Below are 23,748 nucleotides of genomic sequence, written 5' to 3'. Positions count from 1 at the left end.
CCCTCAATACCCTGTACTGACCAGTTTCTTCTCTTCACCAAGGTAGAGCTCGACCTTCGGGCGTGCCGGCAGAGCCAGGCGTCTCGGCGGCGGAGGCGGTTTTTCCGGGCCGACGATCAGGGTTCTCAGCGCGGTGGCATGAGCCGCAACGGCCGCCTCCTGTTCCGGCACCGAGGGTTCGCGCTGGCCGACGACCGCCAGGCGCAAACTGCCGCTGCTCTCGGCCAGCAACAGTTCGGCGGTCCGGGACGCCGGAACCGCCAGCACCACCGAGCGGGCGCGCTCCTGCCGCTCCTGCTCGCTGCTGCCGATCAACTCGGGGCCGTAGGCGAGCACCTCCAGATTGCCGAGCAGACGCCGGGCACTGCTGAAATTGCCGGCCTCCCGGTTGGCCTTGAGATAGAAGAGCACGTCAACCCGGTCGCCGGTGCGCAGGTGTCCGCCGACCGCGGTGACTTCGTCGACCCGGACGGCGACGGCACGGAATCCCGGCGCCAGCGCATCCAGCATCGGCCGGTCCGGCTCGAGCAGTGTCTCCTGCAGCCGGCTGCCGGCGCTGACGCCCCGTGCCAGCACCCGGCCGTAATAGGGCACGGCGTCCTCGACATCGGCCTCGTTGCGCTGCAACACCTGAACCTGTTCGAGATGTTCCGGCTGCAAGGCGGCACCACCCGGCAGCGCAACACGGAAGGTCCAGACGCTCTCCCGCGGCTCGGGCACCGGCGCTGCCGCTTCCACGGCCGGCTCCGGCGTTCCCAGATTCAGGCCGTACAGCCCCAGGGCCAGCGCCAGGCCGAACAGTACGATGGCAATGATCCTCAGGCTTCGTCCTTGCATGCCCTCTCCATCCCGTCGGGTTAAAGGTTGAGGCTCGCCACCCTGCTGAGCTCGCCGGGTACGGGCAGCATCAACGGCGGCAGAAAGGGGTGGTTTTCGTAGTCGTAGTGCAGCTGAACCTGGCAACAGCCACCACCGGTGGTGTCGGTCGCGGTGATCTGCAGCGCCTCGTCCAGCGACTGGCCGAAAAGGCTGCCAAGACTGGTCGAGGTCGCATTCCGAGACAGTTGACTGAGCATTGCCCGGGTCGCCTGCTCGACTTCCGCCCGTACCGAAGCGGATTCGCACCCGCTCTCGGTGAAATAACAGCTCTCATCGACGAAGGACAGGCTGCGCCGCAACCCCTCCTCGGCCGAATACTGCAGCATCTGACTGGCAGAAAAGATCAACCCGTAATTAACGATGGCATAAAAGATAATAAAGAAAACCGGGAACACCAGTACGAACTCTATACCGGCACTGCCTCGCTGCCGCTCAGAACTCAACCTGCTGGAGGCAGACACAGCATTATTAATGAACAAAGCATCAAGAAAGGTGAGTAGGGTATTTTGTTTTTTCCGAATTTCCCTATCCATCCCGCCACCACCAGAGCTGAAAAAGAAAAAGCGATAATCGTTATCAATTGCACCGGTGTAAAAACCAGGCAACAAACCAGAAGCAATTTTAAATCGCCGGCCCCCAGCTGCCGTTTCAGGTAACCCGGCAATGTAACGGCCAGAACCGTTAACATCGAAAGTCCGATGTCCTGCCACCCCAGCTGAACACCCGCCAGGCTCCTTTCAATCAGCAGCAGCGAGCCCAGCGATACCGCCAGCAGCACCAGTAGCAGGCTATTGGGGATACGGCGGTATCGGGCGTCAAATACTGCGATCTGAAGCAGTAGCACTGGAAGCAGAAGCCGTAACGGCTCCACTACAAACGGCCTCAGTTGGTGACGGCCGTACCTCCCATCGCTGTGAGAATATCGTTCATTGTTGCGAGAATCTGGTCACCGACAGGCGTTACGAAAAGCGCCAGGATAGCCCCGACCATGGCTGCCAGCAGCGCATACTCGATACCACTGGCACCCTCTTCATCCTGGACAAAAAGGCGGAAATGTTCCCGAATACGGGAATAAGCAATGTGCAGTATGCTCATAATAATCCCTCATGATTCATGTCTTACCATGATCAGCCCGGACTGCCTGAGACCCCGTTAATAGTATTGTTTCGGAGTATCACTCGAGCCTGCCTGAACGGATTAAATCCGTATCCGTTCTGCGACAGCATACAAAGATTGAATATGCCGGTCACGTACTTTTTTATAAAAATCAGTTTTCAGCAAGTGCTTTTTTAGAAGCTTGATTGAAACGTGCATTGTAATAGCAGAAACGGTTCTTGCCCTTTTTCTTGGCTTCATACATCGCGGTATCGGCAGCTTTCAACAGGGCTTCAGGTGTATCACCATCCAGGGGCGCCCGCGCGATCCCGAGACTGGCCGAGATACGGCACCAGCGACCGTCGAAATCGAAGGGCTCGGCCAGGCTTTCGATCAGTTTCGTCGAGATCCGCTCCAGCACGTCCGGCGGTTCGCCATGCAGCCTGATCGAGACAACGAATTCATCCCCGCCCAGGCGATAGACCTGATCGTCATGGCGCAGAACCAGACGCATCCGGTTCGCGGCCCCCTGCAACAGCCGGTCGCCGATATCGTGTCCCCAGGTATCGTTGACGGCCTTGAAGCCATCGAGATCGATAAAGAACAGCGCCTGTTGCTCCTGACGCCGGTTGTCGCGGGTCAGCTGCTGCGCCAGATGATCATCCAGTGCCCGCTTGTTCTGCAGTCCGGTAAGCGCATCGCGATAGACGTCCCGGAACAGCCGCCGCTTGGCACCCTGCTCTTCGGTGATATCGACCTGGGTCCCGATCAGCCGCCAGCCGGTGGCGCCCTCGAGCCACTGACAGGTTGTTTTCAGGCTTCGGACCTCGCCGTCGTCCGGGCGCACGATCCTGATTTCGATTTCGCAGCCGCCGCAGCCGGGCTTCGCGACCATGCTGTCGAGCCGCCCGCCGTCTTCCGGGATTACGAGTGCTTTCCAGCTCTGCAGACTGGGCCCGGTCCCGGGCGCCAGACCGTGGAGCCGATACATGACCGGATTCCAGATCAGCCGGTCCTGCGACGGAAGCCATTCCCAGACGCCGACCCCGGCGACCGACGTCGCCATCGACAGCCGCCGGTTGGCCAGGCGCAACGCATCGGCCGCAACGGCCATGCGGCGGCGGTAGGCCAGGGTGGACAGGATCAGCCAGAGCAGCAAGATCGACAGCGGCACCAGAAACAGCATTAAACCGGTCCCGGGAAGCCCTGCTTCCACAGCGGCGACAAGCGCCTGAATCTGAATCCAAATCCTGTCCATCCTTCATCCCTGCGCCCGACCGCTTCTCCGAACCGCTGGCCACAGCCGAACTGCAGCGGCGTTCCGGACGGAAATTAAAAGTGCGACATCCCTGTCGCGATGGGCCGACAAACACCCGCCTCTCCAGCAAGGCCGGGACTGTCTTTCCCTGCAGGCTCCTCCAGCAATTGGATTGGAGGCCTGTGGAAACCCGAACAACCTTTTACGCCATGAGCAGGAAAGTTTCGATAGGACGGCAAACCTGGACCGGTAACGCGGGACAGCCTTGCCCGAAGTGCCCTTCGAAACACCCTGTTCGAAAGATCCTCGGGCCTCAGGCTCGTGAAGGTTCACTCTCTTTCGGTGGTCCGGCCATCCGATTCGGATCCGAGACTTTGCGCCACCCGATTGCTCGGGATTTGCCGTTATCGAGAGAGGATCTTTGTAACGCTCTGTTGCAGATACCCTGACGTCTGCACGGTACTCGACCTTCAATGTAGCAGTCGCCGGGCCGAGCGATTAGACAAATATCTTATAACGACCCACTGTCTCCGAATAGATACAGCCATATAGGACATGCATCCGCCAGTGTCGCTCTCACCTGCACGCAGAGGCTGCCAAGCGTCATCCAACTGCCGTACAGTAGGCAGAATCCGATCACTGAGCGACCGGGAGGAGAACAGGATGGGCGCGCATGTTATTCCCTGGCTGATACTGGCGGCCCTGCCGCTCTCGACAGCCCTGCAGGCCGCAGAACCGCTGCTGCAGGCGCGTTACGAGGCCAGCTATCGCGGTTTCGAACTGGGCCTGGTACGCAGCCTCACCCCGATCGGCGACCGGAAGTATCGCTTCGACTCCGTGGCCGACAGCGCCATTGCCCGGATCGAGGAGTCGAGCATCTTCAGTCTCGATGCCCGGGGAAACTGGATGCCGCAGCATTACAGCTACCGCCAGAAGATTTTCGGCATTTCCCGGGGTTACGAGCTGCAATTCGACCCGGAAAACAACAGCGCCACCTATATCGACAACGGAGAACGCAGGCATCTGGGACTCGAACCGGGCACCCTGGACCCTCTGCTCTATCAGCTGAAGATGCAGCACGACCTTGCCCATGAACGGGACCGCTTCAGCTATCGCTTTCTGCGACGCGGCAAACTCAAGCATTATGAATTCAGGCTGGAGGGGCCGGACAGCCTGGAACTGCATGGCCGGGAACTCGAGACCCTGCGCCTGGCGAAAGAGGACGAGGATGCCGACGAGAGCACCCGCATCTGGTTCAGCCCGGGCAATGGTTACCAGCTGGCCCGCCTAAGTTACAGCGATGAGGGCGCCAGCTACCGCATCGATCTCGACGAGATCCATATCGCCCCCGGATTCGAGAGCTGGCTGCAGCAATAAGGCCTTATCCTGCCTGCAGCATCACCGGATTTTCCTGCCGGTCCAGCACCACATAGCGGGCCATGTTGTGGCCGCCCATCAGGTCGTTGACCATCTGGTTGAGATGGGGCTCGGCGTCCTCGCTCGACGGTGGCTGGCCGTTGGCGCCATTCAGCCCGGCGATAAAGACGAAATCCCAGTCCCGGGAGATCTGGTCGGCCTCATCGGCCAGTGCCCGGAAGCTGTCGAGCTCCGCCGGCAGCTTGTCGACACACATCAGCGGCTGAAGGGTGCCGCGCTGTTTGCCCTTTGCCTTGCCCTGCCCATCGGCGCTGGCGAACAGAAACAGCAGCCGCTGCGGCTCCGGCTGGGATGCGGCGGCCGCGAGCAGGTCTGAAAAACTGGCGATCATGACGAACCTCTGGGTTATCCGGTGGTAGCGCCCCAGTTGTACCACAGCGCCGCGCCCGGCGTTATTCCCCGGAAGTGGTACCACCGAGGTGACGCGTTACGCGTTACGCGTTACGCGTCACCCTCTCCATCACACCTTGTGATAGATCTCGGCGCCGGTGCCGCGGAACTCCTCGGACTTCTGCTGCATGCCCGATTCGGCCTCGAGGTTGATCGCGGCGATCTGGCTCTCGTCCAGCTCGCGCACCTCCTGACTGATCTTCATCGAGCAGAACTTGGGTCCGCACATCGAGCAGAAGTGCGCCACCTTGGCGGATTCCTTCGGCAGCGTCTCGTCGTGGTAGGCGCGCGCGGTGTCCGGGTCCAGGCCGATATTGAACTGGTCTTCCCAGCGGAACTCGAAGCGCGCCTTGGACATGGCGTTGTCGCGTATCTGCGCCCCCGGGTGCCCTTTCGCCAGGTCCGCGGCATGGGCCGCGATCTTGTAGGTGATGATGCCGGTCTTGACGTCGTCCTTGTTCGGCAGCCCCAGGTGTTCCTTCGGCGTGACGTAGCAGAGCATGGCGCAGCCGTACCAGCCGATCATCGCCGCGCCGATGCCGGAGGTGATGTGGTCGTAGCCCGGCGCGATATCGGTGGTCAGGGGGCCCAGGGTGTAGAAGGGTGCCTCGTGGCACTCTTCGAGCTGCTTGTCCATGTTCTCCTTGATCATGTGCATCGGCACATGGCCCGGGCCTTCGATCATCACCTGGACGTCGTGCTTCCAGGCAATTTTGGTCAGCTCGCCGAGGGTTTCCAGCTCGGCGAACTGGGCCTCGTCGTTGGCGTCGTAGACCGAGCCCGGGCGCAGGCCGTCGCCGAGCGAGAAGGCGACGTCGTAGGCCTTGCAGATCTCGCAGATCTCCTCGAAATGGGTGTAGAGGAAGTTTTCCTGGTGGTGCGCGAGGCACCATTTCGCCATGATCGAACCGCCGCGGGAGACGATGCCGGTCATGCGCTTGGCGGTCATCGGCACGTAGCGCAGCAGCACGCCGGCATGGATGGTGAAATAGTCCACGCCCTGCTCCGCCTGTTCGATCAGGGTATCGCGGAACACCTCCCAGTTCAGGTCCTCGGCGACGCCGTTGACCTTCTCCAGCGCCTGGTAGATCGGCACCGTGCCGATCGGCACCGGCGAGTTGCGCAGGATCCATTCGCGGGTCTCGTGGATGTTCTTGCCGGTCGAGAGGTCCATGATGGTGTCGGCGCCCCAGCGGGTGCCCCAGGTCATCTTGTCGACCTCTTCCTCGATCGATGAGGTCACGGCGGAGTTGCCGATATTGCCGTTGATCTTCACCAGGAAGTTGCGGCCGATGATCATCGGCTCCAGCTCCGGGTGGTTGATGTTGCACGGGATGATGGCACGCCCTTCGGCCACCTCGCGGCGCACGAACTCCGGCGTGATCTCGTCCGGCAGCCGGGCGCCGAAACTCTGGCCCGGATGCTGCTGCGCAACAATATTGCCTTCGGCACGCGCCTTGGCCAGCTTCATATTCTCACGAATGGCGATGTATTCCATCTCCGGCGTGATGATGCCCTGGCGCGCATAATGCAGCTGGGTGACGTTTTTGCCGGCTTGCGCACGCAGCGGCTTGCGGGTCAGTTCGAAGCGCAACTCGTCGAGGCTCTTGTCGGCTTCGCGCTGGCGGCCGTAGTCGCTGGTCAGGCCTTCGAGCTGCTGGGTGTCGTTGCGCTCCTCTATCCAGCCGGCGCGAAGGGGCTGAGCCCTTGCGCACGTCGATGGCGACATCCGGGTCGGTATAGGGACCGGAAGTGTCGTAGACGTACAGCGGCTCGTTTTTCTCGCCGCCCATGCCGGTCGGGGTGTCGTCGAGGCTGATTTCGCGCATCGGTACCCGGATGTCGGGACGGCTGCCCTCGACGTAGACCTTGCGCGATTTCGGGAACGGCTGCACCGAAGCGGCATCGGAGACCGGGCCGCGGCTGAAGGGTTTGTGCTGCTCTGCCATCTTGTTGTCCTCTTTTTCGCTGGGAGAGTGATGCCGGCGTCCTGCCGACGTTGTTTTTCTCGGTTTTCTGGCCAAAGGGCCCCCAACCCATCGCCAGGCGACAGGGTCGGGTGAATGTTTCGCTCTAGGGAGCCTCAGGGACTCAGGTCGAGGCCCATCTGCCAGAAGGCCACTTCCATCCGGGTCGCGGTGTGGAAAATATGGGACAGCTCGTCCAGGCGCCGCTGCGGCAGGTCGGCGCACAGCCGATCGAGCAGCTCGACCTCGGCGGCCGCGACCGCCTGGTACTCGTCGCTGGCGTACATCTCGACCCAGCTGCGGTAGGGGTTGCCCTCGAGCCGGGTGGACGGTTGTGCCTCGAGCCAGTTGGCGACCTCGGCGTAACCGACGATGCAGGGCGCCAGGGCCGCATGCAGATCGGCCAGGTCGCCGCCCAGACCGCAGTCCAGCACGTAGCGGGTATAGGCCACGGTGGCCGAGGCTTCCGGCAGACGCTGCAGCGCTTCTTCACCGATGCCCCAGTCGGCGCAGTACTGCACGTGCAGGCCGATCTCGGTGTCGAGCATCGCATTGATGCCCTGCTGAGCATAACGCATCTGCTCGAGGGTACGGCTCTTGTAGACCGCCAGCCCCCAGGCGCGACTGAACTGCAGCAGGAACAGATAGTCCTGCTTCAGATAGTGCTGAAAGGACGCCTTCTCGAGGCTTCCATCGCCGAGCCCCCGCACGAAATCGTGCCGGATATAGGCATCCCAGTCGGGCTGGGCGGCGGCTTTGAGCTGTTCAAATACGGACATCGATCCTCCTCAGTCATCCATCAGCACATCGAAGAACGCCTGTTCGAGCCAGGCCATGCGGGTAAAGCGGTCGTGCAGCCGCAAGCGATCGGCCTCGTCCAGGGAAGCGAAGCCGTCGAGCTGGCCGCGCAGCCAGGCGACGAACTGCTCGAATTCGGGCAGCACATGGATATCGATCCATTCCCGCAGCCAGAAGCGCTGCGGCGGCGTCTTGATCGCCTGCAGCTTGGCCCAGCGCAGGTAGGCCCATTCGGCACAGGCCAGCACCGTGATCATGTCGGCATAGCCGCAGGCCTGGGCGTCCTGCATCTCCCGCGCCAGCAGCTGGGCCACCGGATTGAGCTTCGGTGCCCGATACTCGTCCGGCGCAATCCCGAGGGCGGCGAAGGAGCGCTCGAAATAGTCGTTCTCGGCGGAGGTCAGCGCCGCGAGGAAAGCCGCCAGCACACCCTTGGCCGCCATATCGGGCGCCGCGGCGAGGGTGCGGGCTACATGGTCGGCCAGGGTGCCGACGAAGGCGTAGTCCTGCAGCAGATAGCGGCTGTAGATCTCGTCGGACAGGACATCGTCGCCGAGCTGGGCGGTAAAGCGGTGCTCGACGGCGCCGCTCCACCAGGGTTCGGCGGCGGCCCGCAGCTGCTCGGAAAAGGGCTGGGTCATGGTCGTCACCTTATTTGGGCTCGACGGCATAGGTCGCCACGGCCGGATTCGACTTGGTCAGCCCCTGGGCCTGCATGAAGGCGCCGACACGCCGATAGCGGCCCTCGTCCAGCGCCGCCGGGCGCAGCGCGAACCGGGTCAGGGTATCGGCCCAGGCGCGCTTGTTCAGCTCGCTGTCCAGGTCCTGCTTGTAGCTCTTGAAGCTTGCCCAGGCTTCGTCCGGGTGGTTGACGACATACTGGGTCGCCTTCTCCAGCGCCCTCATGAAGCGGCCGTATTTCGGGTCCTCGCGGTCCTTGTTGTTGACCACCAGCACCAGCTCGTCATAGGCCGGTACGCCCTGCTCCTCGACGAAAAAGGCACGGCCCGGGTGGCCTTCGATCTCCATCTGGTTGAGTTCGAAATTGCGGTAGGCGCCGATCACCGCGTCGACCTTGCCGGTAATCAGCGACGGCGACAACGACCAGTTGACGTTGACCATCTCAATATCCTCGAGCGCCAGCCCCTGCTGTTTGAGCATCGCCTTGAGCAGCGCATCCTCGAAACCGCCGACCGAGTAACCGACCTTCTTGCCCTTGAGGTCCCTGATCGACTTGATCTCGCTGCTTTCGAGCACGATCAGCGAATTCAGCGGTGTCGCCACCAGGGTACCGACCCGGGTCAGCGGCAGGCCTTCGTCCACCTGGACGTGCAGCTGCGGCTGGTAGGAGACCGCCATATCGGCCTTGCCGGCGGCAACCAGCTTGGGCGGCATCGACGGGTCGGCCGGTTCCTGCATCTCGACCTCGAGATCCTGCTCGGCGAAGTACCCCTTCTGCTGCGCCACGATCAGCGGACCATGGTCGGGATTGATGAACCAGTCCAGCAGCAGCGTGACCTTGTCGGCCGCCAGGCTGTTGGCGCTCAGGAGCGCGCCGGCCAGTATAGCGGCAACCTTCGTTTTCAGTGTTTTCATGCAGCGTTGTCCTTGTCGTTGTCGTCGAAGAGGGTTTCCGGCTGCCAGGGCATCAAGGCCCTGAGCAGCCGGTCGATCAGGAAATAGAGACTGACCGCCATCAGCGCCAGCACCAGCAGTGCGGCGAACATCAGATCGACCTGCATGCGCGCGTTGGCGTGCAGCATCAGGTAGCCGAGGCCGGTCGAGGAACCGACCCACTCGCCGACCACGGCGCCGATCGGCGCTACCGAGGCGGCGACGCGCAGACCCGACCCCAGGGCCGGCAGCGCCGCCGGCAGGCGAATCTGCAGCAACTGGCCGCGCCTGTCGGCGCCGAGGGTGCGGGCCAGCTCGAGCCAGCCGGCCGGGGTGTGGCGCAGACCGTCATAGCAGGCGGCCGTGACCGGGAAATAGATGATCAGGGTCGCCATCGCGACCTTCGACGCCATGCCGTAGCCGAGCCAGAGCATCAGCACCGGCGCCAGCGCGAATACCGGGATCGACTGGCTCACCACCAGCACCGGCAGCAGCCAGGGCCTCAGTCGGCGAAACCAGATCAGGGTCAGGGCGCTGCCGAGCCCCAGCAATACCCCGAGCAGCAATCCGAGCAGGATCTCGGCCAGGGTCACGCCAGCATGCTGCAGCAGCAGAGCGCCGTTGCCGGTGAGCGCCTCCAGCACCAGGGCGGGCCCGGGCAGAATGAATTTCGGCGCACCGGTGGTCCAGACCAGCAGCTGCCAGAGGCCGCACAGGCCGGCCGCGATGCCCAGCAGTCGCAGCAGTTTCATGCCGTCACCTCCGAGAGCTGACGCAACAGCTGCCCCTGCAGTTTCAGGACCTCGGGCTGGTCAACGGCCCGGGGGAATGCCCTGCAGGCCTTATCGGTGCCGTCAATCGTGCCGGACGGCCCTGCAGCACCCGCACCTGGTGGCCGAGGCGCAGCGCCTCCAGCGGGTCATGAGTGATCAGCAGCACGGTACGGTCCGTCAGCAGGTGCGCGGCCAGGTCCTGCAGCTTCAGCCGGGTCACCGCATCGAGGGCCGAGAAGGGTTCGTCCATCAGCACCACCGGCTTGTCCTCCAGCAGCATCCGCGCCAGCGCCACACGCTGACGCTGCCCGCCGGACAGGGCCGCGGGATAGCGCGCTTCCAGCCCCGCCAGACCGACCTGGCTGAGCAGATAGCGCCCCTGTTCCCGCTGCGCCGCGTCGGCACGGCCCTGCCGCAGCCTCGGCCCCAGCAGCACGTTGTCGAGCACGCTGAGCCAGGGCAGCAGCAGATCCTGCTGCGCCATCCAGGCCACCCGTCCGGCGAGCGGCCGGCCATCGCAGGTCGCGATCTCGGCATGGCTCTGCATCTGATCGGTCAGGCCCGCCAGGAGGCGCAGCAGCGAGCTCTTGCCGACGCCGGACTGCCCCAGCAGGCAGGTCCACTCGCCGGCCGGGAGTCTCAGCTCCAGGCCGCTGAACAGCGGGTGCCCCTGCCAGGCCAGGCTGGCGTTGCGGATCTCGACGCCGAGCATCAGCTCACCACCAGCGGTGGAAGTGGTGCACCGGGCCGTGCCCGGAGCCGATCTCGAGACGATCGGCCGCCTCGATCGCGGCGCTGATATAGGCCTTGGCCTCGGTAATCGCCTGCTGCGGCTCGAGCCCCCGGGCAAGGCCGGCGGCGATCGCCGACGACAGGGTGCAACCGGTACCGTGGGTATTGCGGGTCGCGATACGGGGCGCCGGCAGCCAGAGCTCCTGGTCGCCGTCGCAGAACAGATCGGCGCTCTCCTCGCCCTGCAGATGACCGCCCTTGAGCAGCACCGCCTTCGGGCCCAATGCCAGCAACGCCCGGGCAGCCTCGAGCATCTGCTCCGGTGTCCCGGGCTCGGCGCCATCCAGCAGTACCGCGGCTTCCGGCAGGTTGGGCGTCAGAATGGTGGCCAGCGGCAGCAGCCGACGCCGCAGATTGTCGACCGCGGCATCGGCCAGCAGCTTGTCGCCACTCTTGGCGACCATCACCGGATCGAGCACGATATTGCGGGCGCCGTAACGCTCCAGCTCCTCGGCGACCGCCTGGATTACCTCGGGCTGGCTGAGCATGCCGATCTTGACCGCGGCGATCTCGAGATCATCGAATACCGTCTGGATCTGACTGCGGACGAATGCAGGCGGCACATCCTGGATGGCGCGCACTTCGCGGGTATTCTGGGCCGTCAGGGCCGCGATCACCGAAGCGCCATAGACGCCAAGTGCGGAAAATGCCTTGAGGTCGGCCTGAATGCCGGCGCCGCCACCGGAATCGGAACCGGCGATGGTCAGGGCGATCGGACAGGCCTGGCTGGATCGAGCGGACATGGTCGTCTCCTGTATGGTTGCCAGTGTCGGGCAGGGATCCACCAGAAGAACGACGGAAAGAGATGATGAGGCTTATCTCGGTTTCCTACGCCGGTGTTAACCGGGTCAGGTTCAACGGGTCTGATCTCAGCCCGGCACTGTCCCAATGCTTGCGCATTCAGGAATTGCCCGGGCACCCCGACAAGATTGACGCCTAGTGTATGTTCAGGGCGGTGCCGATGTCCATGCCAGTTGGAAAGGATTTTGGGAGCCAGTGATGACGACAACCGACAGCGGACAACGACTGTATCACTTCCTTTACAGGCCCCTAATGCTTAGCGCTAACCTGTTGTTTTGTGGCGTCAGCTGTAACAGACGGGTAACAACTTTTAGGACTTTTTCCTATACCAAAAATTTCCAGATGCACCATACTTAACACCGTGGATCTCCTGTTCAAGGAATGAATGACAAGGACGGCCTCGGACAGCGCAAAGGAAATAGGGAAGCCGGCAGGACGCACTTCAGCGCACGGAAAATGGAAGCCAGCTTAGAGGGCATGATGATGGATCATCATGCCCTCTTTACTTTTCAGGGTGAGGCGCCAGCACATTCCCCAAAGCACCGTAGGGTGCCGGTAAGCGAAGCGCACCGCACCGTCAAACCTCAAAACCTCACATCGCCCCCAGACTGAACAGACCGATCGCCACCAGCATCAGGCTGGCCGCCGCGAAGCGCTGCCAGAGCACGTGCCAGGGCGGTAGCGGTTCGGCGAAACGCAGGCCAAGCCAGGCCACGAACACCCCAATCAGGATCGACGTCAGGCCACGGCTCGATTGCACCACCCCGCCGTACACCACCCCGATCAGCGCGAAACAGCCGAACAGGCAGATATTGGCACCCAGCCAACTGGCGGCCGCCGGCAGGCTGCGCCAGAAGTACTGCCGCGACTCCAGGCGCGGCAGCCAGAGCAGACAGGCCAGGCCGCAGAGGCCGTAGCAGAGACTGACGCTCAGCGTGGCCGCCTGCATCAGCGGCATACCGGCAAAGGACCGGGTCAGCTCAGTCACGAAAATGTCCGACAGCGCATAGCCGCTGCAAGCTCCGAGAATCCAGAGCAGCGCCCGCGGTTCGATGGGCCCGCCGCTGCGCCCGAGCCAGACGGCTCCGAGCCCGCACAGCAGCACTGCGCTCCACTGACCGGCACCGTAGCTGTCACCCAGTGCCAGAGTGCCGACCAGTGCCAGCAACGGCACCTTGAGCCCCAGCAGAGGCGAAACCCTGGAAGGCTGGGAATAGCGGATCGCCTGGTAGAGCGAGAACTGGCCGAAGAGGTAAAAGACGGTCATGCCGACCAGTTCCGGCAGCCAGGTCCCCGGTTGCAGCAACTGCGGGTGCCAGAGCAGCGGCACGATCAGCAGTGACGCGAGCCCCAGCAGCAGGTGCACGAAGATCAGATGGGTAATGGCGCCGGTGCGGTAGCGACTGATGAAATGCGCCGAAAAGAGATAACTGACCGCCTGCAGCGTTGCCGCAGCCAGCCCGAGCAGGACGCCCAGCCACATGGATCGTTCTCCCTGAAAGTCGGGCATTGTGCCAGTGTCAGGGTCCGGCGGCCAGCCGTCAGGGGTTCTTTCCAGCGCCACCTGCGCCGACAGCGGGTGGCCCGATGTGTGCTCGCGGCCGCGCCAGAGCCGCTGCGCCAGCGCATCGATGCCCTCGCGCCGCCCTCCGGCAATCCAGCCGGCCAGGGCGCCGGCGACATCCGGCCAGGGCGCCGGTGCCGGGTTCGGCTTCGCGAGCCAGCTGGCCAGCTGAGCCGGATCGAAGGCCTGCGGCATGATGGTCGCCATGCCCAGCTCGCGCATGATTTCGGCATTGGACTGCTGCTCGACCTGGCCGAGATAAGGCTTGGAGAGCAGCTTCTTGCCATACTGCACCGTTTCGCTCGAGAGGCCGAAACCGCTGTTGCTGATCACGCCGGCGCAACTCGCCAGATCCCGCTCGAAGCCGTCGCGACAGAACGGACGGAACTGGATATTGCCCTCGTCCCGGGCCTCCCTGACTGCCGCGTATACCACGAAGCGATAATCCCGCCAAGGTGCGAACCAGCGCTGCAGTTGCGCCGGCTCCTCGTAGGGCAGATAGACCAGTATCTTGTCCGGCTCCAGGGTGACCGGGAATCGCGGCGGCGAAATCAGCGGCGGCAGGATCGGCTGGCCGAAGTGATGCCAGTGCAGTCCGATTGCCGTATCCACCGGAGCCACCGCCCGGATGGCGCAACGGGTGGACCACCCCTGGTGGTGACCCGGCAGCGGATGATTGAAGACATACTGGTGGGCGATACCCAGACTCGGCGCCCCCTGCCGACGCGCAGCCCAGGCCGTCACCGGTTCGAAATCGCTGATGACCAGATCATAGGGCTTCAGGTCCAGCTGCCGGCTGTCCCCGATCAGTTGCCAGAGGTTGTTGGTCAGCACCGTGCGCCCGATATCGATGCGCCCGCCCGGCCGGTAGCTGAACGTCAGACCCCGGCGGCAACGGTAGTCACCGAAGGGCTCCATATCGAACAGGTCCTGCGGCGCACGGCCGCTGAACAGGTAATCGACCTCGAGCCCCGCTGCAGCCAGTGCCGGCGCCATCACCCGTGCGCGCGTAATATGACCGTTGCCGGTTGCCTGTACACCGTAAAGTATCCTCATGGAATCAGCGACAGTGACAGTATGCCAAGCTGGGCACTGCAGATCCCGAGCATGGCACCGGCGAGAATGTCGCTGGGATAGTGGACGCCGAGCATCACCCGGGCCGCGCCGATAAGGCCGGCAAGCATGTAAAGCGGTAACAGCAGGCTGGGATAGTAGGTGGCCATCACGGCCGCGAACGTGAAGGCCGCGGCCGCGTGGCCGGACGGAAAGCTGAAACGGTCCGAAGGCTGGATATAGGCCGCGAAGTCCTCGAAGCGATCACAGGGACGGTCGCGCCTGATCAGGTTTTTCAACACCAGATAGCTCGGCAACTCGATGCCGAAGGCCAGCAGACCGGCCTGCAGAAAACGCCCGCCGTCCTCCGGTTCGAACAGCGCCAGCAGCGCGCCGAGCAAGACATAGAGGATGCCATCCCCGATACGGGAAACCCAGCGACTCAGTGCCGCAAGCTCAGGCGCCCGGCCACGGCTCAGGCACCAGTGGAACGCGATCGTGTCGAACTGCGTAATTTTCTGTTGCAGGCTGCTCATCACCGTCACCAGAGAACGTTGCTATCGACGCTATTCTCCGTTGCCCGCCATGACAGTGCGGTGATGGGCCGGTGACGCTTTGATGACAGGGCGTTAGGCGTTAGGCGTTAGGCGAAAAGTGTAGGTAGGGTGCTCACCGCGCCGCTACGATTGAGCCAGCGCCCGGTGCAGCCAGCCGGCCGCCTCCCGGGCCATGGCGGCCGGATTGTCCCAGGGCAGCATATGCCCCTCCCCTTCAGCAGCAGCAGCTCGATTGGCTGGCGGGCCCGCGCCATCACCCGGCGGGCATAATTCGCATCGAGCACCTCGTCCCGATCCCCCTGCAGAATGGCGAGCCGGAACGTACAGTGCTGCCTGAGAATTTCGCTTCGCTGGCTGAACAGACTGGCCAGGGTCGCCAGCGGATACTCGGTCACCAGCCGCGGATCCTGACTGATCAGAGGCCCGGCCGGGTGCCCGTCGAGCAATGCCTCGAAATCCAGGAACTGCTGCAGCGGCAGCTTCAGCCGGGGGAAGAACCAGGCCGAGGTGCGCGTCCAGTTCCAGCCCACGCCATGCAGCCAGTCCGGTTCCATCTCGCCCAGCAACAGCGTCCCGGCCAGGACAGCCTGGATGCGGCGATCCCGCTCCGCCAGCGCCACAGCGCTGACGGCCCCGCCGGAATAGCCGAAAACAGTAAAGGGACCGCGGAACTCCTGTTCCAGCCGGTCCAGCAGCCGCTGCAGGTCGCCGACGAGGTCCTCTACGCGACAGTAGCCCCGATCCCCACCGGAGTAGCCATGGCCGCGGGGATCGATGCCCACGACATTGAAACCCTTGTCGCAGAGGCGGCTGAGCAACTCGGCATAGAGCTCGACATAGGTGCCAAGCCCCGGCAGGAACAGCAGCACCGGCGCCGCCGGACCATGGCGGTAGAGCTCGCAGTGGATCGCGGGATCCCCCGGCAGCTCCAGCACCTCGCGCCGCGCGAGGAAACGGTGAATGCCAAGGCCGTCCCGCAACCGCTGTTGAAACGTATCACCCTCGACCGTTGCAATCTTTTCCGCTGCTGTCATGGTCCCCTCCGCTGGCATATTGACTTCCCACTTGCGGTGCGGTGTGGTGTGGTGCGGTGCGGTGCGCTTACCGTCACCGGCGACACAACCGATTGCTTTCCGTGTGAAGCTCGAAGCTGTCTACCTACTTCTGGCAGTTCGGGCAGAATACGGTACTGCGCTGTCCGAGTCGAATCTCGCGTAGCGGCGCGCCACAGCGCACGCAGGCCTTGCCAGCGCGTCCATAGACGTTCAGCTGCTGGGCGAAGTAGCCCGGCTTGCCGTCACCGCCGACAAAGTCCCGCAGGGTGGTGCCACCCTGTTCGATCGCCCTGGCCAGCACGGCCTTGATCTCCCCGACCAGCACGGTCAGCCGCTCGGCCGAGATGCGGCCGGCGGCCCGCTTCGGATGGATGCCGGCCGCGAAGAGCGCCTCGTTGGCGTAGATGTTGCCGACACCCACCACCACCTTGCTGTCCATGATGACCTGCTTGATCGGACTGCGACGCCCCTTGCAGGCCCGCTGCAGGCAGGCCGCATCGAAGTCGGCCGACAACGGCTCCGGGCCGAGGGAGGCCAGCAACTCGTGTACCGTCTCCAATGGCTGCCAGAGCACGGCGCCGAAGCGCCGCGGATCGGTCAGGCGCAGGGCCAGCCCCGAGTCCAGTACCAGGTCGACATGGTCGTGCTTGCCCGGGGGCTGCTCCCGCGGCACCAGCCTGAGGCTGCCGGACATGCCCAGATGGACCAGCAGGGTGCCGGCATCGAACCCGATCAGCAGATACTTGCCACGCCGGGCCACTTCGCGCACCTGCTGGCCCTCCAGCAGCGCAGCCAGTTGCTGCGGCACGGGCCAGCGCAGCCGGGGCTGGCGCACCAGCAGGGCCTCGACACGACGGTCCTGCAGATAGGGAGCCACGCCACGACGGGTGGTTTCGACTTCAGGCAATTCGGGCATCGGCGAACTCCGGGCAACGATCGGGGGCGACCATGATATCAATCCGGCGATCTTTATGATCTTCCCGGCAACATTTTATCGACGTTGCGACGCGGCACCCGCAACTGCCCCGATCGCTCGCGTCCCCGGAGGCGGAATATTACCGTACAGGTTCTGTACAGCCAGCCGTAGGCACACTCGCGCCCCCTGCAACGAGCGCTGAATCCCCGGTAAAATCTGCCTCCGCTCTCCGAACGCCGCGCATACCGCAGATCGATACAGAGGAAACCATGCCCATCTCTCGCTTTCCATTGCTGCTTCTGACCCTGCTGCTGACGGCCTGCGCCCAGCAGCCATCGGCTCCGCCGGTTACCGCCGTCGAACTGGAAAATGCGCTGACGGCTGTCGAGTCCCGCCTCATCGCGCGGATGAACCAGCATGCAGAACAGGCCGCCGTCCGGGGCAGTGACGAACAGGTACGCCTCTACGAGGAGTTCGCGCAACTGCAGCACAGGCTGCGCGAAGAAGCCCCGACACCTGCACGGCAGGACGCCACAGTCGAGCGTGCCGAGCGGTCGGCCAGGAGACCCGGGACGGCAAGCTGATCGTCGGCGCCAGCGAAGAAGTATGGCTGGAAACGGTGGACCGCGTCTTTCTGGCACGGGTGGACACCGGCGCCACCACCTCCTCTCTCAGCGCCCAGGACATCACCGTTTTCGAGCGCGATGGCGACAAGTGGGTCCGCTTCACGCTGGCCCACGACAGCGTGGAGGAGGCGCTGGAGGTGGAGTCCCCGCTGGTGCGTTACGTGCGGATCAAGCAGGCATCGGCCGCGAAGCCGGAGCGCCGGCCCGTAGTCGCCCTGACGCTGCGCCTGGGTCCGCTGACCGAAAAGGCCGAGTTCACCCTGACCGACCGTTCCGAAATGGAATTCCCGGTACTGCTGGGGCGGGAATTCCTGCAGGATATCGTCGTCGTCGACATTGCCCGCGACCGCATCCAGGCCAGCCCGGCGCGCCGGAACGGAGGGGAGGCCCGGTGATCTCGCGCAAGCCTTTCTATGCCGTCGTCGCCTTGCTGTTCCTTGCCGGGCTGGCGCTGAGTCTTTATCGGCACTTTACCTTCGAGGTGCCCTGGCTGCCGGGCGAAAAGCGCCAGATCTGGTCGATTGAAGCCAAGGTGGAGTTCAATGCCGGCCGTGGGCCGGTGAAAGCCTCGCTGGCCATCCCCGGGACCCAGACCGGCTTCACCCTGCTGAACGAAAGCGCGGCCTCACCCGGTTACGGCCTCTCGTTTCTCGAACAAAACGGCGGTACCCGGGCCGAGTGGACGATTCGCAATGCAGACGGCCCCCAGGAACTCTATTACCGGGTCGACATGCTGGCCGACCCCAATGCCAGGCCCCGGTCCCCCGCCAGCATTCCCGGGATTGTCTCCCACAGCGTACAGGAGCCCTATGCCACGGCCATCGAACAGGTGCTGATGCAGGCCCGGGCGCGCAGCGCCGATGCCTTCAGCCTGACCCGCGAGCTGATCCGCGAACTGGACAGCCGGCAGCAGAACGCCCAGCTTCTGGCCCAGTACCGGGACAAGAACCGGCTGCTCGTGGAAATGCTGAACCGGGCCGGGATCTCCGCCCGGCTCGTCAAGGGCCTGGTGCTGGAAGACGGACGCCGCCGCCAATCCCTGGTCGATCTGCTGCAGGTGTTCGACGAGGACCGCGTCGAAATCATCGACCCCGCCAGCGGCCAGCCGGGCCAGCGCGAAAACCTGCTGCTGTGGGAATATCACTCCAGCCCGGTGCTGGACCTGGTCGGCGGGGTGCACTCGCGGGTCACGTTTTCGATGATCGAGCAGGAGCAGCCGGTCAGACTGGCGCTGGCGAAGAAATTCGAGGAATCGAACCTGCTCAACTTCTCGATCCATACCCTGCCGCTGGAGGAGCAGGCCCTGTTCAAGGGCATCCTGCTGATCCCGATCGGAGTACTGGTGGTGGTGCTGATGCGGGTACTGGTCGGCCTCAAGACCTCCGGCACCTTCATGCCGGTGCTGATCGCGATGGCCTTTATCCAGACCAGCCTGGCGACCGGCCTGATCGGTTTCCTGCTGATCGTCAGCATGGGCCTGGTGATCCGCTCCTACCTGTCTCACCTCAACCTGCTGCTGGTGGCGCGCATATCGGCGGTGATCATCATGGTGATCGGCATCATTTCGCTGTTCAGCGTCCTGGCCTACAAGCTGGGGCTCACCGAGGGGCTGAAAATCACCTTCTTCCCGATGATCATCCTGTCCTGGACCATCGAACGCATGAGCCTGCTGTGGGAGGAGGAAGGTCCCAAGGAAGTGCTGAGCCAGGGCGGCGGCTCCCTGCTGGTGGCCGTACTGGCCTACCTGGCGATGAACAACGACCTGATTCGTCACCTCACCTTCAACTTCCTCGGCCTGCAGCTGGTGGTCATGGCCGCGGTGCTGCTGCTGGGGAACTACACCGGTTATCGCCTGCTGGAGCTGAAACGCTTCCACCCGCTGGCGAAGGAGGACTGAGATGGGCATCTGGACACTGCCGAAATTCATCTCCCCGCGGACACTGTCCGACAAGGGCATCATGGGCATGAACCGGCGCAATATCGACTACATCAGCCGTTACAACCCGCGCAGGCTCTACCCGCTGGTCGACGACAAGCTCCAGACCAAGCGAATTGCACTGGAGGCGGGAGTCACGGTACCCGAGCTGATCGGCACCATCGGCTTCCAGCACCAGGTCCGTCACCTGGCGGACATGGTGAAGGACTGGCCCGGCTTCTGCATCAAGCCCGCCAAGGGCTCCGGCGGCAAGGGCATTACCGTGATCGTACGCCACGACCGCCAGTATTACACCAAGCCCAGCGGCGTCGAAGAGACCATCGACGATCTCGAGCGCCATGTCTCCAACATCCTCGCCGGTCTGTACTCCCTTGGCGGCAAGCCCGATGTTGCGCTGATCGAGGCGCTGATCAATTTCGACGACAGTTTCGAGGGCTACTCCTTCGAGGGCGTGCCCGATACCCGCGTCATCGTGTTCAGGGGATTTCCGGTCATGGCCATGATGCGCCTGTCCACCGACGCCTCCGACGGCAAGGCCAACCTCCACCAGGGCGCGGTCGGCGTCGGTCTCGATATCGGCAGCGGCCGCGCCATCCGTGCAGTGCAGTTCGACCTGCCGGTACAGTGCCATCCGGATACCGGCCGCGAACTGTGCGAATTGCAGGTGCCCGACTGGGAAACCCTGCTCAACCTGTCCGCTTCCTGTTACGAAATGTCGGGCCTGGGCTACCTCGGCACCGACATGGTGCTGGACAGGCTCAGGGGGCCGATGCTGCTGGAACTCAACGCCCGTCCGGGGCTGGCGATCCAGACCGCCAACGGTACCGGTCTGCTGCCGCGGCTGCGCCGCATCGAGGCCCTGAATTCCAGGGGCATGTCGGTGGCGGAGCGGGTCGACTACGCCCGGGAGCACTTCTCGATTGGCGATGAACACCCGCTCGGAGCGGCCAGGGCACGTAGGGTCGCATGAGTGCCGGAGGCGCAAATTCCACCGATACTTTGCGCTACATCCATGGTTTGATTGATACAAGCCTCGCCGGTACCCGATTTCACCGGTGGAGCGCCACCCGGTGGAACGCCACCCGGTGGAACGCCACCCGGTGGAATTCGCAAGCTCATTCCACCCTACTGCAACGGCCAGACCAGCAGCAGCATCGGGATGCCGACGCCGATGACGATCAGCTCCATCGGCAGCCCCAGTCGCCAGTAGTCGCCGAAACGAAAGCCCCCGGGCCCCAGGATCAGGGTATTGTTCTGATGACCGATCGGCGTGAGGAAGGCGCAGGAGGCGCCAATGGCGACGGCCATCAGGAAGGAATCCGGATTGACCTCCAGCTGGGCGGCGGCGCTGAGCGCGATCGGACTCATCACCGCCGCCGTGGCGGCGTTGTTCATGAAATCGGACAGCGTCATGGTCACGACCAGCAGCAGCCCCAGCGCCAGCACCGGATAGCCCTGGGCCAGGCTCTGGAGCAGCCACTGCGCCAGCAGATCGGCGGCACCGGTCGTGGCCATGGCCTCGGCCACCGGAAACAGGGCCCCCAGCAGCACGATCACCGAACCGTCGAGCGCCTCGTAGGCGCGTCCGGGTGACAGCACCTTCAGCAACACGAACGCCAGCACGGCGGCCGCGAAGGCGACACTCGCCGGCAGCCAGCCCAGCGCTGCCACCAGAATGGCCAGCGCCATCGCCAGGGTGGCACTGATCGCCCGGTTCCGGTCCGGAATATGGATGGCACGGGTTGCCAGCGGCACGCAGCCGAACTCTGACGCGAACCCCGCCAGCGCCTCCGGCGCCCCCTGCATCAGCAGCAGATCCCCTGTCTCGATGGAGGTGGCTCTGAGGCGTCGCACCGAGCGATGCCCCTGCCGTGAAATCGCCAGCATGTTGATGCCGTAGCGGCTGCGCAACTGGACATCCCGGGCACTGCGTCCCAGCAGCCTCGAATAGGGCATCACCACCAGCTCCTGCAGCTGGGTTTCCTCGGTCTCCTCCCCTTGTCGTCCTTGTCGCCCTCTTCCCGATCCGGCCCGGGCTCATCCTGCCCGTCCTTTTCCTCTTCCAGAGTCAGGCCGAGCTGGGTCAGGGTCTGGGCCAGGGATTCAGGCTCGGCCTCGAGCACCAGCACATCGCCCGGCCGCAGCAGGCGCCCCGGGTTCGGCGCAATCACCCGGAATTCATTGCGCACCATGCCGACAACCTGGGCATCGGTACTGTCGAGTTCCTGCTCCAGGTCCCGCAGCCGCTTGCCGGCGACCTTGCTGTCATCAGTGACCCTGATTTCGGTCAGGTAGGTACCGGTATCGAAGCTGGCCGCACCGTTCGATTTGCGGACCGGTACCAGCCGCCAGCCCAGCAGCGCGACGAAGAGAACACCGACCGCCGCCACCGCAAGACCTACCGGGCTGAAATCGAACATCGCGAAATGACCGGCATCGGTCTGGCCGCGAAAACCCGACACGATGAGGTTCGGCGGCGTGCCGATCAGGGTGGTCATGCCACCGAGGATGGTGCCGAACGCCAGCGGCATCAGCACCTTGCCGGGTGGCAACTCGTGCCGGCCGGCGACTTGCACCGCCACCGGCATCAGGAGCGCCATGGCACCGACATTGTTCATGAAGGCCGACAGCAGGGCTCCGAGCCCGACCAGCGAGGCAATGGCGAGGGTCGGTCCGGGGGTATCGGGCAACAGCCGCGCCGCCAGTACATCGACTGCCCCGGTGTTCTGCAGCCCGCGGCTCAGTATCAGTACGCAGGCCACGGTGATCACCGCCGGATGGCCGAAACCGGTGAAGGCGCGGGCCGGCTCGACCAGGCCCGCCAGCACGCAGACGATGAGCGCTGCCACCGCGACCACGTCATGCCGCCAGCGTCCCCAGAGAAACAGGCCCATAGCACCGCTGAGAATGACGAAAATCCCGATCTGTTCCTGGCTCATCCGCTGCCCCGGCGATTGAAGACCCTGGCAGCCTGTCGGACTTGACCGATCGTAGCGAGGGGAAGATCGTTTTGAGGCAGTTTTTGAGCTCTTTTGAGGCGAATAGTGGTTCTATTTAACAAAAAAGAGCTCGAAAAATGACCAAAGTCGGCTTTTCCGCAGTAGATCAGTGTTTAGTCCGACAGGCTGCTATCCGCGACTCGCGGCGGATATTACCTACAGAGCATAGTCAGCGGGTTTCGTCTTCGCCGCCCGGGGTCAGCGTTTGCAGGACTCCAGTCTCACCGGGGCTTCAGGCCGGCGACCCGGACGGATCACCAGATAGACGCCGATCACCGCCACCACTATGCCGCCCAGGGCGGCGGGCGCGAGCCGTTCGTCGAACAGCCACCAGGCCTCCAGCGCGGTGACGGGCGGCACCAGATAGAAATAGCTGGCGACCCGGGCCGCCTCGCCTTCGCGGATCATCAGCATCAGCAGCAGAATGGCCGAGACCGAAAGGCCGAATACCAGCCAGACAAGTGCCATTATCAGCTGCGGTTGCCAGTCGACCTGCTGCGTCTCGAAACCGAAACTGAGCAGCCCCATCAGCATCGCCGTCGCCAGGTACTGATAGAAGGAACCGCTGAGCAGATCCGCACCCTGGCCGAAACGCTTCTGGTAGAGGGTTCCCAGGGAAATGCCGGCCAGTGCCAGCAGCGTTGCCAGCAGCGCGGGCCAGCGCAGACTCATGGCGCCGGCCCGGTCACCGCTCAGCAGCACCAGCGCGACACCGGCCAGCCCCAGCAGCAACCCTGCCCACTGGCGCCCCTGCAGACGGTTTCCGAGCCAGGCCCAGGCCAGTACCGCCGTCAGCAGCGGCTGCAGCCCGACCAGCAGCGAAGCGATACCGGCCGGCATCTGCCAGTCGATGGCGGCAAAGACACCGCCGAGGTAGGCGCCATGCACGAGCAGGCCGGTCACCATCTGGTGCAGCGCCTGGCTGGGCGACAGACGCCGGGCGCGGAAGAGCCGCATCAGCACCGCGAACACCAGGAGCGTCAGCAGCATGCGGATAAACAGCAGATAAAAAGGCTCGATGTGGGGCAGACCGTACTTGGCGCCGATGAAGCCGGTGCTCCAGAGCAGCACGAACAGCAGCGGCACCCAGTGAATCAGCCGGGTCAGGCGTTCAGTCATCATTATCTCCCGGAAAATCGGCTTCCAGCTTAGGCCCCATCGCCGTCGCCGGAAAGACACAAGGTGACGCTTTTTGGATGGGTACAGTCGCAACCAAAAAGCCACACAGACCCGACAAA

The 23,748-nt window shown here is 63.9% G+C and carries 24 protein-coding genes, 1 pseudogene and 2 riboswitches; of the genes and pseudogenes, 5 read left to right on the top strand and 20 right to left on the bottom strand.

Annotated elements, in window-relative coordinates; genetic code table 11:
• Positions 1–3 precede the first annotated feature (3 nt).
• The 5 genes from cpaB to ACFQDL_RS14950 form a co-directional block, all read right to left on the bottom strand.
• Positions 4–837, bottom strand: a complete 834-nt coding sequence (cpaB, locus tag ACFQDL_RS14970; protein WP_379909738.1) for a Flp pilus assembly protein CpaB — start codon at positions 835–837, stop codon at positions 4–6.
• A 20-nt stretch (positions 838–857) separates the two neighbouring features.
• Positions 858–1,412, bottom strand: coding sequence for a TadE/TadG family type IV pilus assembly protein (locus ACFQDL_RS14965; RefSeq protein WP_379909737.1), 555 nt, complete (start codon positions 1,410–1,412; stop codon positions 858–860).
• Entirely contained in the window at positions 1,319–1,723 is a 405-nt protein-coding gene (locus ACFQDL_RS14960; RefSeq protein ID WP_379909736.1) for a prepilin peptidase, read from the bottom strand. The genes ACFQDL_RS14965 and ACFQDL_RS14960 overlap by 94 nt, the downstream gene beginning before the upstream one ends.
• A gap of 38 nt (positions 1,724–1,761) precedes the next feature.
• On the bottom strand, positions 1,762–1,974 hold the full coding sequence (locus tag ACFQDL_RS14955) for a Flp family type IVb pilin (protein ID WP_379909734.1): 213 nt from the start codon (positions 1,972–1,974) through the stop codon (positions 1,762–1,764).
• A gap of 172 nt (positions 1,975–2,146) precedes the next feature.
• On the bottom strand, positions 2,147–3,160 hold the full coding sequence (locus ACFQDL_RS14950) for a diguanylate cyclase domain-containing protein (protein ID WP_379909733.1): 1,014 nt from the start codon (positions 3,158–3,160) through the stop codon (positions 2,147–2,149).
• Positions 3,161–3,570: 410 nt separating this feature from the next.
• Positions 3,571–3,645, bottom strand: a riboswitch (cyclic di-GMP riboswitch).
• A 250-nt stretch (positions 3,646–3,895) separates the two neighbouring features.
• Here ACFQDL_RS14950 and ACFQDL_RS14945 point away from each other — a divergent pair.
• Positions 3,896–4,609, top strand: coding sequence for a DUF3108 domain-containing protein (locus ACFQDL_RS14945; protein WP_379909732.1), 714 nt, complete (start codon positions 3,896–3,898; stop codon positions 4,607–4,609).
• A gap of 4 nt (positions 4,610–4,613) precedes the next feature.
• Here ACFQDL_RS14945 and ACFQDL_RS14940 read toward each other — a convergent pair whose 3' ends face one another.
• The 12 genes and pseudogenes from ACFQDL_RS14940 to mutM form a co-directional block, all read right to left on the bottom strand.
• Complete coding sequence (locus ACFQDL_RS14940) at positions 4,614–5,000, bottom strand: ribonucleotide reductase subunit alpha (protein ID WP_379909731.1); 387 nt, start codon at positions 4,998–5,000, stop codon at positions 4,614–4,616.
• Between the two features lie 129 nt (positions 5,001–5,129).
• A pseudogene (gene thiC, locus ACFQDL_RS14935) lies at positions 5,130–7,008 on the bottom strand (phosphomethylpyrimidine synthase ThiC).
• A gap of 134 nt (positions 7,009–7,142) precedes the next feature.
• Positions 7,143–7,805 carry a thiaminase II gene (gene tenA / locus ACFQDL_RS14930; RefSeq protein WP_379909730.1) on the bottom strand — a complete coding sequence of 221 codons (663 nt, stop codon included), beginning with the start codon at positions 7,803–7,805 and terminating at the stop codon, positions 7,143–7,145.
• Between the two features lie 9 nt (positions 7,806–7,814).
• Positions 7,815–8,465, bottom strand: coding sequence for a TenA family protein (locus ACFQDL_RS14925; protein WP_379909729.1), 651 nt, complete (start codon positions 8,463–8,465; stop codon positions 7,815–7,817).
• A 10-nt stretch (positions 8,466–8,475) separates the two neighbouring features.
• On the bottom strand, positions 8,476–9,420 hold the full coding sequence (locus ACFQDL_RS14920) for an ABC transporter substrate-binding protein (RefSeq protein WP_379909728.1): 945 nt from the start codon (positions 9,418–9,420) through the stop codon (positions 8,476–8,478).
• Positions 9,417–10,190: an ABC transporter permease gene (locus ACFQDL_RS14915; RefSeq protein ID WP_379909727.1), complete on the bottom strand. Its 774-nt coding sequence runs from the start codon at positions 10,188–10,190 to the stop codon at positions 9,417–9,419. The genes ACFQDL_RS14920 and ACFQDL_RS14915 overlap by 4 nt, the downstream gene beginning before the upstream one ends.
• A gap of 43 nt (positions 10,191–10,233) precedes the next feature.
• Positions 10,234–10,923: an ABC transporter ATP-binding protein gene (locus tag ACFQDL_RS14910; RefSeq protein WP_379909726.1), complete on the bottom strand. Its 690-nt coding sequence runs from the start codon at positions 10,921–10,923 to the stop codon at positions 10,234–10,236.
• Positions 10,924–10,927: 4 nt separating this feature from the next.
• Positions 10,928–11,746: a bifunctional hydroxymethylpyrimidine kinase/phosphomethylpyrimidine kinase gene (thiD, locus tag ACFQDL_RS14905; RefSeq protein WP_379909725.1), complete on the bottom strand. Its 819-nt coding sequence runs from the start codon at positions 11,744–11,746 to the stop codon at positions 10,928–10,930.
• 64 nt (positions 11,747–11,810) lie between these two features.
• Positions 11,811–11,936, bottom strand: a riboswitch (TPP riboswitch).
• A gap of 460 nt (positions 11,937–12,396) precedes the next feature.
• A complete protein-coding gene (locus tag ACFQDL_RS14900; RefSeq protein ID WP_379909723.1) occupies positions 12,397–14,424 on the bottom strand; it encodes an MJ1255/VC2487 family glycosyltransferase in 2,028 nt (675 codons plus the stop codon).
• Entirely contained in the window at positions 14,421–14,957 is a 537-nt protein-coding gene (locus ACFQDL_RS14895) for a phosphatase PAP2 family protein (RefSeq protein ID WP_379909722.1), read from the bottom strand. Before ACFQDL_RS14895 ends, ACFQDL_RS14900 begins: the two co-directional genes overlap by 4 nt.
• A gap of 107 nt (positions 14,958–15,064) precedes the next feature.
• Positions 15,065–16,012 carry an alpha/beta fold hydrolase gene (locus tag ACFQDL_RS14890; protein WP_379909720.1) on the bottom strand — a complete coding sequence of 316 codons (948 nt, stop codon included), beginning with the start codon at positions 16,010–16,012 and terminating at the stop codon, positions 15,065–15,067.
• Positions 16,013–16,136: 124 nt separating this feature from the next.
• The gene (gene mutM / locus ACFQDL_RS14885) at positions 16,137–16,949 is read right to left on the bottom strand and encodes a bifunctional DNA-formamidopyrimidine glycosylase/DNA-(apurinic or apyrimidinic site) lyase (protein ID WP_379909719.1); all 813 of its coding nucleotides are present in this window, start codon (positions 16,947–16,949) and stop codon (positions 16,137–16,139) included.
• Positions 16,950–17,218: 269 nt separating this feature from the next.
• On the opposite strand from mutM, the gene ACFQDL_RS14880 reads away from it, so the two are divergent.
• Genes ACFQDL_RS14880 through ACFQDL_RS14865 form a run of 4 tightly spaced genes read left to right on the top strand, consistent with a single transcriptional unit; the run spans position 17,219 to position 20,481 of the window.
• Positions 17,219–17,533, top strand: coding sequence for a hypothetical protein (locus ACFQDL_RS14880; RefSeq protein WP_379909718.1), 315 nt, complete (start codon positions 17,219–17,221; stop codon positions 17,531–17,533).
• Positions 17,530–17,970, top strand: coding sequence for an ATP-dependent zinc protease family protein (locus ACFQDL_RS14875; protein WP_379913103.1), 441 nt, complete (start codon positions 17,530–17,532; stop codon positions 17,968–17,970). The genes ACFQDL_RS14880 and ACFQDL_RS14875 overlap by 4 nt, the downstream gene beginning before the upstream one ends.
• Positions 17,970–19,472 (top strand): inactive transglutaminase family protein, encoded by a 1,503-nt coding sequence (locus tag ACFQDL_RS14870; RefSeq protein WP_379913100.1) that lies wholly within the window; start codon positions 17,970–17,972, stop codon positions 19,470–19,472. The genes ACFQDL_RS14875 and ACFQDL_RS14870 overlap by 1 nt, the downstream gene beginning before the upstream one ends.
• 1 nt (position 19,473) lies before the next feature.
• Positions 19,474–20,481: an alpha-L-glutamate ligase-like protein gene (locus tag ACFQDL_RS14865; protein WP_379909717.1), complete on the top strand. Its 1,008-nt coding sequence runs from the start codon at positions 19,474–19,476 to the stop codon at positions 20,479–20,481.
• A 155-nt stretch (positions 20,482–20,636) separates the two neighbouring features.
• Here the strand turns inward: ACFQDL_RS14865 and ACFQDL_RS14860 are convergent, their stop codons facing one another.
• The 3 genes from ACFQDL_RS14860 to ACFQDL_RS14850 form a co-directional block, all read right to left on the bottom strand.
• Positions 20,637–21,467 (bottom strand): SLC13 family permease, encoded by an 831-nt coding sequence (locus tag ACFQDL_RS14860; RefSeq protein WP_379909716.1) that lies wholly within the window; start codon positions 21,465–21,467, stop codon positions 20,637–20,639.
• The gene (locus ACFQDL_RS14855) at positions 21,467–22,450 is read right to left on the bottom strand and encodes an SLC13 family permease (protein WP_379909715.1); all 984 of its coding nucleotides are present in this window, start codon (positions 22,448–22,450) and stop codon (positions 21,467–21,469) included. Before ACFQDL_RS14855 ends, ACFQDL_RS14860 begins: the two co-directional genes overlap by 1 nt.
• A gap of 258 nt (positions 22,451–22,708) precedes the next feature.
• A complete protein-coding gene (locus ACFQDL_RS14850) occupies positions 22,709–23,629 on the bottom strand; it encodes a DMT family transporter (RefSeq protein WP_379909714.1) in 921 nt (306 codons plus the stop codon).
• Positions 23,630–23,748: the final 119 nt, after the last annotated feature.

The organism is Marinobacterium aestuariivivens (assembly GCF_042661465.1).
GTDB classification, from domain to species: Bacteria; Pseudomonadota; Gammaproteobacteria; order Pseudomonadales; family Balneatricaceae; genus Marinobacterium_A; species Marinobacterium_A aestuariivivens.
The sequence above is the reverse complement of the archived record's forward strand: the minus strand, read 5'-3'. Positions and strand labels throughout refer to the sequence as shown.